14 protein-coding genes are annotated in these 14916 nt (G+C 63.4%); 7 read left to right on the forward strand and 7 right to left on the reverse strand.

All coding sequences use genetic code 11. The features are described from left to right. The first annotated feature begins 6 nt into the window (after positions 1–6). A complete protein-coding gene (locus I4X03_RS15970) occupies positions 7–1260 on the forward strand; it encodes an alpha/beta fold hydrolase (protein WP_223469473.1) in 1254 nt (417 codons plus the stop codon). A gap of 11 nt (positions 1261–1271) precedes the next feature. Here the strand turns inward: I4X03_RS15970 and I4X03_RS15975 are convergent, their stop codons facing one another. The 6 genes from I4X03_RS15975 to I4X03_RS16000 all read right to left on the reverse strand — a co-directional run bounded on the left by I4X03_RS15975 (position 1272) and on the right by I4X03_RS16000 (position 6933). Beyond that, the gene (locus tag I4X03_RS15975; protein WP_223469234.1) at positions 1272–1622 is read right to left on the reverse strand and encodes a DUF3147 family protein; all 351 of its coding nucleotides are present in this window, start codon (positions 1620–1622) and stop codon (positions 1272–1274) included. A gap of 11 nt (positions 1623–1633) precedes the next feature. Then, the gene (gene pcp, locus I4X03_RS15980; protein ID WP_223469235.1) at positions 1634–2278 is read right to left on the reverse strand and encodes a pyroglutamyl-peptidase I; all 645 of its coding nucleotides are present in this window, start codon (positions 2276–2278) and stop codon (positions 1634–1636) included. A 13-nt stretch (positions 2279–2291) separates the two neighbouring features. Beyond that, positions 2292–3248 carry a DUF979 domain-containing protein gene (locus I4X03_RS15985; protein WP_223469236.1) on the reverse strand — a complete coding sequence of 319 codons (957 nt, stop codon included), beginning with the start codon at positions 3246–3248 and terminating at the stop codon, positions 2292–2294. Next, positions 3245–3937 (reverse strand): DUF969 domain-containing protein, encoded by a 693-nt coding sequence (locus I4X03_RS15990; RefSeq protein ID WP_223469237.1) that lies wholly within the window; start codon positions 3935–3937, stop codon positions 3245–3247. The genes I4X03_RS15985 and I4X03_RS15990 overlap by 4 nt, the downstream gene beginning before the upstream one ends. A gap of 152 nt (positions 3938–4089) precedes the next feature. Continuing rightward, positions 4090–4476, reverse strand: coding sequence for a response regulator (locus tag I4X03_RS15995; RefSeq protein ID WP_223469238.1), 387 nt, complete (start codon positions 4474–4476; stop codon positions 4090–4092). Between the two features lie 177 nt (positions 4477–4653). Then, on the reverse strand, positions 4654–6933 hold the full coding sequence (locus I4X03_RS16000) for a TonB-dependent receptor (RefSeq protein WP_223469239.1): 2280 nt from the start codon (positions 6931–6933) through the stop codon (positions 4654–4656). Between the two features lie 625 nt (positions 6934–7558). On the opposite strand from I4X03_RS16000, the gene I4X03_RS16005 reads away from it, so the two are divergent. The 5 genes from I4X03_RS16005 (at position 7559) to I4X03_RS16025 (ending at position 13116) form a co-directional block, all read left to right on the forward strand. After that, positions 7559–8554, forward strand: coding sequence for a BMP family lipoprotein (locus tag I4X03_RS16005; RefSeq protein ID WP_223469240.1), 996 nt, complete (start codon positions 7559–7561; stop codon positions 8552–8554). An 88-nt stretch (positions 8555–8642) separates the two neighbouring features. Then, positions 8643–10172, forward strand: coding sequence for an ABC transporter ATP-binding protein (locus I4X03_RS16010; RefSeq protein WP_223469241.1), 1530 nt, complete (start codon positions 8643–8645; stop codon positions 10170–10172). Continuing rightward, a complete protein-coding gene (locus I4X03_RS16015) occupies positions 10169–11269 on the forward strand; it encodes an ABC transporter permease (RefSeq protein ID WP_223469242.1) in 1101 nt (366 codons plus the stop codon). Before I4X03_RS16010 ends, I4X03_RS16015 begins: the two co-directional genes overlap by 4 nt. Positions 11270–11273: 4 nt before the next feature. Further along, a complete protein-coding gene (locus I4X03_RS16020) occupies positions 11274–12242 on the forward strand; it encodes an ABC transporter permease (RefSeq protein WP_223469243.1) in 969 nt (322 codons plus the stop codon). An 82-nt stretch (positions 12243–12324) separates the two neighbouring features. Further along, positions 12325–13116, forward strand: coding sequence for a hypothetical protein (locus I4X03_RS16025; protein ID WP_223469244.1), 792 nt, complete (start codon positions 12325–12327; stop codon positions 13114–13116). Here the strand turns inward: I4X03_RS16025 and I4X03_RS16030 are convergent. Continuing rightward, positions 13113–14003, reverse strand: a complete 891-nt coding sequence (locus I4X03_RS16030) for a LysR family transcriptional regulator (RefSeq protein ID WP_223469245.1) — start codon at positions 14001–14003, stop codon at positions 13113–13115. The two genes, I4X03_RS16025 and I4X03_RS16030, sit on opposite strands and share 4 nt — an antisense overlap. A gap of 93 nt (positions 14004–14096) precedes the next feature. Between I4X03_RS16030 and I4X03_RS16035 the strand changes: the two genes are divergently transcribed. Then, positions 14097–14888, forward strand: a complete 792-nt coding sequence (locus tag I4X03_RS16035; protein WP_223469246.1) for a dioxygenase family protein — start codon at positions 14097–14099, stop codon at positions 14886–14888. Positions 14889–14916 lie beyond the last annotated feature (28 nt).

Below are 14916 nucleotides of genomic sequence, written 5' to 3' on the forward strand. Positions count from 1 at the left end.
TTGAGCATGCCATTCAAGCGCACCTTCGGCGCCGCCACTATCGCCATCACCCTTTTCTCGGCGATGCCGGCCCATGCCAACGAAGCTGCGGACATGATCAGCGTCGCTGGACACCAGGTCAACATGGTGAAGATGGGCGCCGGACCGTACACCGTCGTTTTCGAATCCGGGTTCGGAACCGACCTGAGCGCGTGGCGTCATGTCGCACCAGCGGTCGCCAAATCGGCGCAAGTGGTGGCGTACTCGCGCGCCGGCCTGGGCAAGTCGCAGGCACGGCCGGGCGAGCGCACCATCAGGGCCAACACGACGGACCTGGAGCGAATGATCGCCGCGGCGCAGCTTCGCCCGCCGTTCATCTTGGTCGGCCATTCGTACGGCGGGTTCCTGATCCGCGACTTCGCCGCCAGGCATCCCGCGCAGGTGGCCGGGATGGTGTTCGTCGATGCCAGCGATGAGCGCATTGAGACCGAGCTGCGCAAGATCGATCCGGCCAGGACGGCGCAGGACGCGAAGCTCAGCGAAGGCTACACGCCGCCAAAATACAAGGCGGAGTTAAAGTATGTACAGGGCATTCTCGACAGCGGCAAACTGCCCGCCGCAGGACCGCTTCCCGATGTGCCGGTCGCGGTGCTGACGTCGTCGATGAAGCACGAAAAGCCCGAGTTCTTCCTGCACTCGCCGGAAGGGATGAAGATCTGGCGCAGCCTGCATGAGAGCTTCTTTCGCCAGTTCAGCACCGGCACCCACACGGTGACGGCGAATGCCGGCCACAACATCCACATGGAACAGCCGCAGCTCGTCATTGCCGCAATCGAGCAAGTGATCGCGATGGCCGCCGATCAGGAAAAGCGCAAGCAGCATGCGGCGGCGCGCGCGGCACTGTTTGGCGAACTCGATCGGACCACTGCAATGCTGAAAAACGGGCGCGACGCCGAAGCAGCCAAAGTGGTTGCCGACGCGATCAGCGCCAGCAAATTCGGCGAGGCCGAGGTCAACCGGATCGGCTACGAACTGCTGGGCAAGCGCAGGCAGCCGCAAGTAGCGGAAGTGGTGTTCAAGGCGAACGTACAGAACCACGCACAGTCGGACAATGCGCTAGACAGTTATGGCGAAGTCCTGCTCGGCGCGAACAAGCCGGCCGAGGCGATTGTGCAGTTCCAGAAGGCGATTGCGATCGCAGAAAAGCTGGGCAAGAGCGAGCGTACGCTGAGTGGCTACCGCAGCAGCCTGGCGAAGGCAGAACAGGCGCTGGCACGTTAACCGGCTAGTGCTTAAAGAAGCTCGATCCCAAAGCGGCGCAACACGAGGGCCAACGCAGCGAAACAGGCGGTGGTGAGGACGACGCTCGCAACCAGCGTCGGCCAGAAGCCGATCCGGCCGAGCAAGGCGGGGAACGCGAGGAACATCGGCAGCGTGGGAACCACGTACCAGAACGTGTACCACGCATGGTTGGCGATCTTCGCTTGCGGCTGATTTTCCACATGCAGCCAGACCAGGGCCAGCACCGTGACAAGGGGAAGCGCGGCGATCAACGCACCAATCCTGTCGCTGCGCTTTGCGAACTCCGATACGCCGACCACGATGGCCGAGGTAAGCAGGTATTTGATGATAAGCCAGGCCATCCAAGGTCCCTTCAATGAATACGGCCGCCCGCCTCGTGCAGGTCCTCGTCGGCCGTCAGCGCCACCTCGATCGACACCTTCAATCCGCGAATCACTTCCGCCAGCGACATGCTGGCAGCGCCCGGATGTGCCGCCGCTTGCTGCGGCAAGTAAGGAATGTGGATGAAGCCCGCCTTGGTGGCCGATGCCGCGGTGTGGTGCATCAAGCCATAAAACACGTGATTGCAGACGAAGGTTCCGGCGGTTTGCGACACCGACGCCGGTAGCCCCGCATCGCGCAGCGCGTGCACGATCGCCTTGATGGGCAGCGTCGAGAAGTAGGCGGCCGGCCCATCGGCGACAACCGGCTGGTCCACCAGCTGAATTTGCGCGTTGTCGGCGATCGGCGCATCGTCGACGTTAATGGCGACACGCTCGACCGACATGTCGACCCTGCCGCCAGCCTGGCCAACCGCGATTACGACATCGGGCCGCAGCGATCCGATCGCATCCTTCAGCACTTCCTGCGCATTGCCGAATACGCACGGCAGCTGGCGCACTTCGACGACGAAGCCCTCCCCTGCCCAACCCGCGAGCGTTCTCACCGCTTCCCATGCGGGGTTGATGGTCTCCTTGTTGAACGGCTCGAAGCCGGTCAGCAGCACAGTCTTTGTCATGGCGCTCGTCTCTCTACATGTTCATCAAAAAGTACAGCAGCAGGATATTCGCGCCCAGCAGCGGCAAGGCGGTCGGTATCTGCGCCTTGATCACCGCGTTCTTGTCGGGCAGTTCCAGCAGCGCGGCGGGAACGATATTGAAGTTGGCGGCCATCGGCGTCATCAAGGTGCCGCAATAGGCGCTGAACATCCCGATCGCCGCCATGATGGCTGGATTGGCGCCGTACACGCCGACCAGGATCGGAATGCCGACGCCGCCGGCCATGACAGGGAATGCGGCAAAGCCGTTACCCATCACGATGGTAAACAGCGCCATCCCGATGCAGAACACGGCCACTGCGACGAAGCGCGAATCCATCGCCACGTACGAGGTGGCGACGTGTGCCACAGCCTTGCCGACGCCCGCTTCGACAAACAGCAAGCCAAGCACCGCCAGCATATGCGGCAGCACCAGCGCCCAGCCGACAGCATCGACCAGCCGGCGCCATTCGCGCATGCCCTGCACCGGCGTGGACCGGGTCAGCCAGCACGCCGCCGCGACCGCCAGCAGCGACGCGCATCCAAGCGCCACCAGCGTCAGGTGCTTCTGCTCGAACAGCAGCATGCCGTTGATGGTCACGTCCTTCAGCAGCGTCGAGCCGAGCATGGTCACGACCGGGATGATCAGTGCCGGTATGAACAGCCGGTTGCCAAGACGCTGCGCGCTGGCGCGGCGTTCGCCCTCGGGCAGGAAGCCGTATTTGCCAAGCGCGATGCCGCCAAAGCCGGCGATCAGCGCCATGAAGATCATGATCGCGCCTGCGACCACTGGCGCAATCCGCTCGCCGGCAAGATAGACGACAGCGTACAGCCCCCAGAACAGCGCGGTCGTAAAGCGCTTCGGATTGTGCTTGTCGCGCAGCGTCATGAACGCGGCGACCGTCAGCATCGCTCCCAGTACCAGGTAGAAGTAATCGAGCAGGATGATCATTGAGCGGCTCCGGCACGGCGAATCTCGCCATCGAGCCGGCCGAGCCGCCACGCGTGGATGATGAAAGCGGTAATCGCGGTCGGGATGCCCCACATGGCGATGTGCAGCGGATTGACGGCGATGCCCTCGGCGTTAAGGATCGTCGTCATCAGCACGATGGCGCCGAAGGCGACGAACACGTCTTCGCCAAAGAACAGGCCGACGTTGTCCGTGGCCGCCGCCATGGCGCGGATCCGGTAGCGCATCTTCTCGGGCAGCGAGGCGTTCTGCAGCTCGGCCGCCGCTTCGGCCATCGGCGCGACCAGCGGACGCACCATCGACGCGTGGCCGCCAAGGCTGGTCAGGCCGAACGCTGCCGACAGCTCGCGCACGAACAGGTAGAAGATCAGCAGGCGGCCGGTGGTCGCCGATCTGACTTTGGCGATCGATGCCTGCGCATGCTCCTTCAGGCCGAAGCGTTCCAGCAGGCCGATGGCGGCCAGCGGCAGCAGCAGGATCAGCGGCAGGTTGCGGGTTTTGATGAAGGCGGTACCGATCGAGGCGAGGATGGTTTCGACCGGCATGGCGGCGGCGACGCCGGTGACGCCGCAGGCGGCCACGACCACCAGCACCGGATGCGCGCGCATCACAAAGCCGAGCACGATGACTGCGACACCGGCCAGTGGCCACAGGTTGACTGCTGATTGCATTGATTCTCCACTGCGCGAAGGGGCGGCGCAGATATTACCATTGAGCAGCTAGGCTTGAGTCGCGGGGAATCCGAAATAAAAACAACCCGCTCGGGGCGGGTCGATTGTCAGGCACTTGTCGATTGCCGTCGCAGGCAAGGTTGATGGCATATTTATATGCCTGGATAGTCATTGAACGGCACAGCGGCAGGCTTGAGCAGCCTGCGCACTTCGATCAGCAGCGTCTCGGCGAGGAACGGCTTCTTGAGGAATGCGTCGTAGCAGGTGCTGCCGGCGAGCTCGCCCCGCAGCGAGGCGCTCATCAGCAAGATGGGGATTTCCGCGGTGAGCGGGTCGCGTTTCAGGTGCTCGCCCAGCTCGATGCCGGTCATTCCGGGCATTGCATAATCCGAGATCACCAGGTCATGCGCCGCCGCGCGCGCTTTCGAGAGGGCTTCGGTACCGCTGCCGGCCAGATTCACATCGAACCCATGCGCCTCGAGCAGCATGCGGCAGGTTTCGGCCATGCCGACATCATCGTCAACTATCAAGATCATCATCGTGTCCCGTCGCCTGTGGTTTCCGCCGAAGCGCCGGCAACGAGCCAGAAGTGACCCACATCCAATATCGCGGATTACGGTCAAGCCATCCGTGTGGTACCGAACGCAGTGCACGGCCAGGCGTAAAAAAACCCGCGGGCCTCTCGGCGCGCGGGCTAGTTGTGAAACTGCTATCGCTTAGAACGATGCTTTCATCTGAACGCCAATGGTGCGCGGTTCGTTGACCATGCCGGTCAGGTTGTTGAAGTCGATCGCGCCGACCGACTGTACTTTGTCGGTGATGTTGCGGGCGAATGCAGCCACTTCGTAGTTATCCCACTTGTAGCCGACGCGCAGGCCGCCTTCGACCAGCGACTTGGCTTTGTATTCCTTGGCTTCGTACAGGAACATGTTGTACGTGCTGCGGTATGCCCAGTCGGTGTAAGCGAAGAACTCGCCGTTGGCGACAGGGGTGCTGTAACGCAGCGTGAAGTTACCCTGCCACTTTGGTGCGCGCGGCAGCGGGTTGCCGTCGAGGAGCTGCGTGAACGCGAACGGGCCTGGCGTGCCGGTGACGGTGCAGCCAGCCACGCCATTGGTGTTCGGGAAGTTACCGCAAGTCTGGACGAACAGGTTCGCATCCTTGATCTCGGTGTCGTTGTAGCTACCGCCCAGCGACATTTGCAGCTCGCTGCTCAGGATCGCCTGGAAGTCGAGTTCGACGCCCTGGCCGGTGACCTTGTCCGCGTTGATCAGCTGGTTCATGTTGATCGTGCCCGAACCTGCGGTCAGCTGCTTGTCCTTGACGCGGTACTGGAACACGGCGGCCGACATGCGCGCACGGCGGTCGAACAGCTCTTGCTTGATACCTGCTTCAACCGACAGCACCTTTTCCGCATCGGCGAACGATGGACGGTCGGACAGGCCGAACAGGCGACCCTGCATGCTCGGTGCGCGGTAGCCGGTAGCGATGCGCGCGAACAGGTTGGTGTCCTTGGTCAGCGCGTAGGTACCGCTGGCGTCCCAGCTCACGTTGGTCGACTCGCTGTGGATGCGGTGCGGGCCCGAGGTCGTCGCTTCGATACGCGATGCGGCGAAGTCCTTCTTGTCATCGGTGTAGCGCACGCCGCCACGCAGTTTCAGCTTGTCCGAAACGGTGTAGTTCACCGATGCGAACGCCGCCCACGAGCTTGTGTCCTGGGTCTGTACAGCGTAGAACGGGTTCTGCGGATTGCCTGGCGCCAGCGAGTCGAAGCCGATGCTGTCGATCTGGATGTCTTCGCTGAAGTAGAACAGGCCGCCGATCCACTGCAGCGGGCCGCTGTTGCTCGACTCGACGCGGAACTCTTGCGTGAACTGCTTGTGATCAGGCAGCACGTCGGCGGTTTCGACGACGAACGGGATCAGGCCAGGGCCCATCGGCGGGGCGTAGGCTGCGCCGAAGCCGCCATCGACGTCGCCGCGGCTGTAGAACTCAGCGCTTTCGTAGCCGGTGATCGAATGCAGGGTCATGCCTGGCATGTCCCAGCGCAGGCGCATGTTGGCGCCCTTGGTCTTCAGGGTCTGCTCGTTGCCGCCGTCGGTGTTGTAGGTGTCGTAGTCGAAATTGTCGACCAGGTCGTTGGTGCCCTGCTTCAGGATATTCGCGCGGAACAGCGTGGCGCTGCCCTTCATGTCGCGTGCGTGCACGTTGAACAGCGCGCTGAAGTCGCGGCTTGGCTTGACCAGCAGCTGGACGCGGGCGGCGTGGTCGCCGTAGCCCTCGAACTCCTTGGTCGGTGCGTTAGGACGGTAGTTGGTGACGCGGTCGTCGCGGTTCTGCGACTGTACCGACACGCGCGCTGCCATGGTGTCGCTGATCGGCAGGTTGATCGCGCCTTCGGCGTTGACCGCGCTTTCGTTGCCGAAGCCGAGCGAGGCGTAGCCTTCGGTCTTGCCGATGACTGGCTTGGCCGAGTCGAACTTGATCACGCCGGCTGGCGAGTTACGGCCGAACAGCGTGCCTTGCGGGCCGCGCAGCACTTCCACCTGGTCGACGTCGAACACCGGGAAGCCTTTGAGCATCGGGCTTTCCTGCACGATGTCGTCAACGACCAGGCCAACCGGCTGCGATGCGTTCAAGTCGAAGTCGGTATTGCCCTGGCCGCGGATGTAGAAGCGCGGGAACGAGCGGCCGTAGTCGGATTCGATGTTCAGGCTTGGCGAACGGCCCGACAGGAAGCGGATGTCCTGGCCGCCGGAGGTCAGCACGTCGAGCTTTTCACCCTTCAGGGTGGTGATCGCCATCGGCACGTCCTTGATGTTCTCGGAGCGGCGCTGCGCCGTCACGATCACGGTCTCGAGCTGGCCCGGCTGGGCTTTCTCGGCGGCGCTGGTGGCTTCCTGAGCCATTGCAGCGTGCAGCGGAAAGGCACTGGCGATCGCCAGGGCGATCAGCGAGCGGGTCGTGGAGCTCGTTTGCTTGCTCTTGGTATTCATTCTTGGGGTTCCCTTAGTTGAAGACATCAATCTATACGGCGCCTGAACGGTCCGGCCGAGGCTATTGCAGCGCACAAATTTCGGCGTGATTTTAGCCGCTTACCGCTGTTTTTCCTTCCAAATCGGCGAAGAAAAATTGATGCTAGCACGTACGAAAGTGGTGTAAATATCTTTTCATTTATATCACCGCCATATAAATAGCAAAGCAAAAACATATTTGCCCTACATATAATCGATAGTGCATAGTTTCGAAACTTGTGCCTGGCCACGCGCGCGACCCGCGCCGGGCAAGGGTTTCCGCGATTTCCTGCGGAATTTGGGTAGATTTTGGGCTTGTCGACAAGATATCTTTCCTTCAAGGTAGATCGGCGATTGAAAAATACAAATGTGCGTAGGCAACAACGTTGTGTAAACACGACAACATCTGCGTAAGGGAGTGACGTCGCGCAACAGTTACGCTCGATACAATTGGTAACCCCGCCGGCCCCGGTTGACTGACACAATGCGCTCTGGCCTGCCCCATTTTGCTGGCCTTGCTTGCCTAGTCCGTTTAAGCTGTCGCAGTCTTCGTCCCAACGCAGCGTTAGCGCCGGGTACAATATCGATATTCCAGGAGTTCACTCATATGACATTCAAGCACCTCAGCATGACGATGGCCGTACTCTGCGTGACCGCCAGCGCTTCCGCTGCCACGCCGAAGCTGGGCATCGTCTACGATGCAGGCGGCAAGTTCGACAAGTCGTTCAACCAGTCCGCGTTCGAAGGCGCGGAGCGGTTCAAAAAAGAGACCGGCATTAAATACATCGAAGTCCAGGCCAGCAGCGACACCCAGGCCGAGCAAGTCATGCGCGGCCTGGCCCGCAAGAAGCTCGACCTGATCGCCGCGGTGGGCTTTTCGCAAACGCAGGCCGTGCAAAAGGTCGCGCAAGAATTCCCGAATGTGCGCTTCGTGCTGATCGACGCCATCGCCAAGGGTAACAACGTCAATTCGATCCTGTTCAAGGAAGAAGAAGGCTCGTACCTGGTTGGCGTCGCCGCGGCAATGGCATCGAAGTCGAAAAAGATCGGTTTCGTCGGCGGCATGGACATTCCGCTGATCCGCGCGTTCGCCTGCGGCTATACCCAGGGCGCGAAATCGGTGAACCCGAAAATCGAATCGCTGCAGAACATGGTGGGCACCACCGCCGCAGCCTGGAATGACCCGGCCAAAGGCGGCGAGCTGGCGCGCGCGCAGTTCGACCGTGGCGTCGACGTGGTGTTCGCGGTGGCCGGCGGCAGCGGCATGGGCACCCTGCAGATGGCGAAGGAAAAAGGCAAGCTGGGTATCGGCGTCGACTCCAACCAGAACTACCTCCACCCGGGCAGCATGCTGACCTCGATGGTCAAGCGCGTCGACCTGGCGATCTACGACTCGTTCAAGCAGGTCCAGAACGGCACCTGGAAGGCAGGCGTCACGCACCGCGGCCTGAAAGAAGGCGGCGTTGACTGGGCGCTGGACAAGGACAACCGCATGGTGGTCACGCCGGCCATCGAAAAGAAGGTCAATGAAGTCAAGGCCAGCATCATCAACGGCAAGACCAAGGTGGTCGACTACCGCGCCGCGGGCAGCTGCCCGGTCTGATTTTCAACTGCATTATCCAAGCGCGCCGCGCCGGTGATCCGGCCCGGCGCGCTTTTGAATATATCACCACCACTTACCACTGACCTCTATGCAGCCAGCCGTAGAATTTCGCAATATCAGCAAGGCCTTCGGGTCCGTGCAGGCGAACGCCGGTGTCAGCTTCTCCATCGCCAAGGGTTCGATCCATGGCGTGATCGGGGAAAACGGCGCCGGCAAGTCCACCTTGATGAGCATCCTGTACGGCTACTACAACGCTGACAGCGGTGAGACGCTGATCGACGGCCACGAGCGCAACATCCGCACCAGCCATGAAGCGATCGCGCTGGGGATCGGCATGGTGCACCAGCACTTCATGCTGGTCGAAAATTTCACCGTCCTCGATAACGTCATGCTCGGCACCGAAGGCGGTTTCAAGCTGGCGGCCAAACGCAGCGCGACCGAAGCGAAGCTGCGCGAGATCTGCGCGCGCTACCGGCTCGACGTCGACCCGCTGGCGAAGATCGAAGACCTGTCGGTGGGCGCGCAGCAGCGCGTCGAGATTCTCAAGCAGATTTACCGCAGCGCCGAGATCCTGATCCTGGACGAGCCGACCGCCGTGCTGACGGCGCAGGAAACCGCGTCGCTGTTCGAGATCCTGCGGCTGTTCAAAGAACAAGGCAAGACCATCATCCTGATCACCCACAAGCTGGGCGAGATCATGGAGATCACCGACCAGGTGACGGTGATGCGGGGCGGCACCGTGATCGGCACCGTCGCCACCGCCGGCACCTCGAAGGAGGAACTGGCCAACATGATGGTAGGCCGTCCGATCCAGAGCGAGCTGCCGCGCGCGCCGTACAACCCGGGCGAAGCGGTCCTCAAGGTCAACCAGCTGCAGCTGACCGACGACCAGGGCGTGCGCCTGCTGGCCGACATCGACTTCACCCTGCGCGCGGGCGAGATCGTCGCGATTGCGGGCGTGTCGGGCAACGGCCAGAGCGAGCTGCTGCAGATCTTGTCGGGCATGCGCCTGCCGACCTCCGGCAAGGTGGAATTCCTGGGCCGCGACCTGCCCTTCGCAAAACGCAGCGACGCCGACGGCCTGCCGAAGGTGTTCCGCGAACTGGGCATCGCCCACATTCCGGAAGACCGCCTGCGCGACGGCGTGATCAAGGACTTCTCGGTCATGCAGAACACCGTGTTCGGCTACCAGGACCGGGTCACCGGCCGCGCCGGCCTGTTCGACTTCCAGGCGATTGCGGCGCGCTGCGCCGACCTGCTCAAGGCCTTCGACGTGCGCCCGTCCGACCCTGACCTGCGCATTGGCCTGCTCTCGGGCGGCAACCAGCAGAAAGTGGTGATCGCGCGCGAAGTATCGGCCAGGCCGAAGCTGATGCTGGTTGGCCAGCCGACCCGCGGCGTCGACATCGGCACCATCGAAAGCATTCATACCCAGCTGCTCAAGATGCGCGACGAAGGCGTCGCCATTTTGCTGGTGTCGGTGGAGCTGGAAGAAGTGCGGGCGCTGGCCGACCGCATCATCGTCATGTCGGGTGGACGCATCACCGGCGAACTTAAGATTGAAGAATTCGACACCACCCGCCTTGGCCTGCTGATGGGCGGACTGCACAAAACATGAAAACGACCGAACTCCCACGCTGGGCCACAGGCTTTGTCCTGCCCATCCTGAACCTGGTGTCGGCGCTGCTGGTAGCGGCGCTGGTGATCCACCTGCTGGGCGAGAGCCCGACCGAATCGCTGGCGATCCTGATCGACAGCGCGGTACTCAATCCGGAAGGCCTGGCCTACACGCTGTTCTACGCCAGCACCTTCATCTTCACCGGCCTGTCGGTATCGATCGCCATGAAGGCCGGGCTGTTCAACATCGGCAGCGAAGGCCAGCTCTACATCGGCGGGCTTGGCCTGACACTGGTCATGCTGGCGTTCGACCAGACCCTGCCTGCCCTGCTCCTGATCCCGCTGGCGATGGTCGGCGCGGCGGTGTTCGGCGCCGGCTGGGCCTTCCTGCCCGGCTACCTGCAAGCGAAACGCGGCAGCCACGTGGTGGTCACGACGATCATGTTCAACTTCATCGCGGCCAGCCTGATGAACTTCATCATCGTCAAATACCTGATTCCGGAAGGCCAGCAGAATCCGGCCAGCCGGGTGTTTTCAAGCGCCGGCGAAATGCCGCGCCTGGGCGAATGGTTCCCGGTACTGGGCGACACGCCGCTGAACGTCAGCTTCATCATCGCCATCATCGCGCTGGCGATCTACGGCGTGATGGTATGGCGCTCGTCGTGGGGCTACCAGCTGCGCGCCACGGGCCTGAACCACAACGCGGCGCACTACGCCGGCGTGTCGATCAGCCGCATGATCATTGTCGCGATGCTGATCTCGGGCGCCCTCGCGGGCCTCGGCGCGGTCAACTCGATCATGGGTTCGACCCACTACCTGTCGCTCAATTTCCCGGCAGGCGCGGGCTTTGTCGGCATCGCGATCGCGCTGATGGGCCGCCAGCACCCGGTCGGCATCTTCCTGTCGTCGGTGCTGTTCGGCGCCCTGATCCAGGGCGGCTTCGACCTGTCGCTGGAAAAACCGAACATCCCGCAAGAGACCTTCATCTTTATCCAGGGCCTGATCATTCTGTTCTGCGGCGCGATGGAAAACCTGTACGGACCTGCGCTGCTCCGATTGATCAACATGACGCGCACGTCGGCGCCGGTGAAAGGATAACGCCATGTTTGAAGACTTCCACCTCTCCAGCATCGTCGTATCGACCATCCGCAACGCGCCGGTACTGATTTTCGCCGCGATGGCCGGCCTGTTCGCCGAACGCAGCGGCGTGATCGACCTTGCCCTTGAAGGCAAGATGCTCGCCAGCGCGTTCGTCTCGGCAGCGGTGGCTTACACCACCCAGAACGCCTGGTACGGCGTCTCGGCGGGCATCGCCGTATCGGCTGCGCTGGCGCTGCTGCAGGGTTATGTCAGCATCACCCAGAAGGGCAACCAGCTGGTGGGCGGCATCGCGATCAACATCGCCATGAGCGGCCTGACCTTCGTGCTGGCGCAGTTCTTCTACCAGCAAGGCGGCCGCACGCCGGACCTGGGCGAAGCGCGCCTGTTCGACATCGTCCTGCCCGGCACCGCGGCAGTGGCCGACGTGCCCTTCCTCGGCTGGTTCTATGGCCATGTGATCGGCGGCCACTCGGCGCTGGTGTACCTGGCGTTCGCATTGATCCCGCTGGTGCACTGGGTGATCTATCACAGCCGTTTCGGCCTGCGCCTGCGCGCCTGCGGCGAGAATCCGCACGCCGCCGACGCGGCAGGCATCAGCGTCGAGCGCACCCGCTACATGGCGATGCTGGTGTGCGGCATCCTGTGCTCGTTCTCGGGCGCCTACCTGGCGATCGTGCAAAGCGGCTTCTTCCTGCGCGACATGTCGGCAGGCGCAGGCTACCTGGCGCTGACCGCGCTGGTGTTCGGCAACTGGCGCCCGATCTACACGGCGCTCGGCTGCATCATGTTCGGCTTCTTCAGCGCGGTCCAGATCCAGATCGAAGGCGTCGACCTGCCGGGCATCGGCCGCATTCCGGGCTCGCTGATCCAGATGATTCCATACGTTGTCACGGTGATCGTGCTGGCCGGCCTGATGGCCAAGTCGGTGGCGCCGAAAGCGATCGGCAAGCCGTTCGTCAAGTCGCGTTGATCCAGGTGCTTGGGGCCGTGCGCCCCAAGTTGCCGGTTTGTTCTAGACTTTCGGGGTCTGCTAAAGGGCGTGGCACTGAAACATGAAAACCCAACTCCTCGAAGACATCGGCGAAAACAATTCTCTGCCGGCAGTTTCTCCCGACGATGCCGCTTTGCTGCGTGCCAGTGCGCCGGTGCAGCCTGCTGCCGCGCCGAAGGCGGACAAATGGACCGCGGGACCGTGGCGCCAGCGCATGGCGGCCGCGCCGCCGGCCAGCGAACCGGTCGCGGCCGCACCACCGCCACCGCCCCCCGCGCCTGCCCCGCTCCTTCCCGAGCCACAGATCCACTCGTTCGATCCCGACCCGCTGGCCGAGAGCTGGGCAATTGCCAATCCCAGCACCGGCCCGACCTGGTTCGAGCGCTGGGGACGCCGCGCCGCAGCCGTCAGCACCGGTCTCGCCGCGCTCGTGCTGGTGGCCGGCGCCGCCGCGTGGATGTACACCGAAACCAAGACAGACGAGGCGCTGGCTGTCGCCTCGCTGGCCCTGGACGACCCAATCCCTGCCAACGTGACGCGCGCGCCGCTCAAGACGGTTGAACCGATCGATATCCAGGCGTCCGAACTGGCGCCGCTGGAAACTGACTTTTACGCCGACGTACCGGACTTCGACCCGACCCCGGTCGCGGCGAAACGGCCGCGCAGCCGCGCGCGCACGATCGCCGCCGCGCCGCGCCGTCCGAAGCCCGCTCCTGCGCCGAGCGCCGCGCAAATCCGTGAAGCGCAGATGGCCGAGACCTTGCGCCAGTGCCGCGCCGCCGGCTATCACGCGCAGCAGTGCGTCAAGCGCGGCTGCGTCGCCACGCCTTACGGTATCGCCTGTAAAGGCTAGGCGGCTGGCTTGAACGCCTCCACCAGGAAATCGATCAGGTAGCGCAGCTTCAGCGGCAGGTGGCGCCGCGACGCGTATAGGGCGTACACGCCCAGGTCCGGCGTGCGGTACCCAGGCAGGATTTCAACCAGCTCACCCGAGCGCAGGTCGCCGCCGACCAGGAAGTCGGGCTGCAGGATGACGCCCTGTCCGCGCAGCGCGGCGGCGCGGCAGGTATCGCCGTTGTTGGCGAACAGGCGCGGGCTGACCTTGACCCTCACTTCGCCATCCGGCCCCTCAAATATCCACTCGTCGCGGAACGCCCCATAGGTGTAGGCGACGACGTCGTGCTGCGCCAACTCGCTCGCGTGCTGCGGTGTGCCGCGCCGCTCCAGGTACGACGGCGACGCGCAGAGCACCAGCCGCGTGGTCGCCAGGCGGCGCGCGATCAGCGACGGCTGCATCACGCTGGAGATGCGGATGGCGAGGTCGAAGCCGTCTTCGACCAGGTCGACCGCGCGGTCCGACAGCGCCACCTCAAGCCGCACCTTCGGATAGCGCTCCAGGAAATCGCCCCACAGCGGCGCCAGGTGCAGGATGCCGAAGGTGACCGGGGCGCTGATGCGCACCAGGCCACTCGCCTCGGCACTGCGGGTACTCAGGTCGCCCTCGGCTTCGTCCAGCGCGGCCAGCAGCTCGACGCAGTGGTAGTAGAACGCCTGGCCATCGCCGGTCATCGACAGGCTGCGCGTGGTGCGGTTGAGCAGGCGCACGCCCAGGCGGTCCTCAAGATCGCTGATGTAGCGCGACACCGCCGCCTTGGAGCTGCCCAGCGCATCCGCAGCGCGCACGAAACTGCCCGCATCGACCACTGCCACGAAGGCCTGCATTTCCTGGAATTTATCCATTGTCTCTAAATATGAAACGAACTATCTAATTAAAGCATATTTATCTCGATTTATGAGACAGATAAACTGGATACATTCTTCAAGGAGGTCACCATGAGCACCTTACCGACCCTGTTCGTCTCCCACGGCGCGCCGACCCTGGCCATCGTCGACAGCCCGGCCAGCCGCTTCCTGCGCGAGCTGGGCCAGACGCTGCCGCGGCCGAAAGCGATCCTGGTCGCATCGGCCCACTGGGAATCGCACGGCGGTCCCGCCGTCAGCCTGGCGGCCACCCCGCAGACCATCCATGACTTCGGCGGCTTTCCCGACGCGCTGTTCGACATTCGCTATCCGGCGCCGGGCGCACCGGAGATGGCTGCGCGCGCCGCGTCGCTGCTGTCGCGCGAAGGCGTGGCGGTCGCGCAAAGCCCCAGCCGCGGCCTCGACCACGGCGCCTGGGTGCTGCTGCACCTGATGTATCCCGGCGCCGACATCCCGGTCGCGCAAATCTCGGTCGTGCGCGGCGCGTCCCCCGAGGAGCACGAACGCATCGGCCGCGCGCTGGCGCCGCTGCGCGAGGACGGTGTGCTGATCATCGGCTCCGGCTCGCTGACGCACAACCTGCACGAATTTCGCGGCCAGCCCATCGACATCCCGGCGCCCGAATGGGTCAGCAGCTTCGGCGACTGGATGAAGGCGCGGCTCGATGCGAACGACCTGCAGGCGCTGCGCGACTACCGCGCGCGGGCGCCGAACGCCGCGCGCAATCACCCCACCGAAGAGCATTTGCTGCCGCTGTATGTCGCGCTTGGCGCGGCGGGCGACAACTCCCGGGCGGAGAGGCTTCACGCGAGCTACGAATATGGCATCCTCGCAATGGATGTGTACGCGTTCACCCAGGGGTAGAATAGACCGCGGTGTCGTTCTTGATAAC

Origin of the sequence: Massilia soli, assembly GCF_016809835.1 — a bacterium.
Lineage (GTDB): Bacteria > Pseudomonadota > Gammaproteobacteria > Burkholderiales > Burkholderiaceae_D > Telluria_A > Telluria_A soli.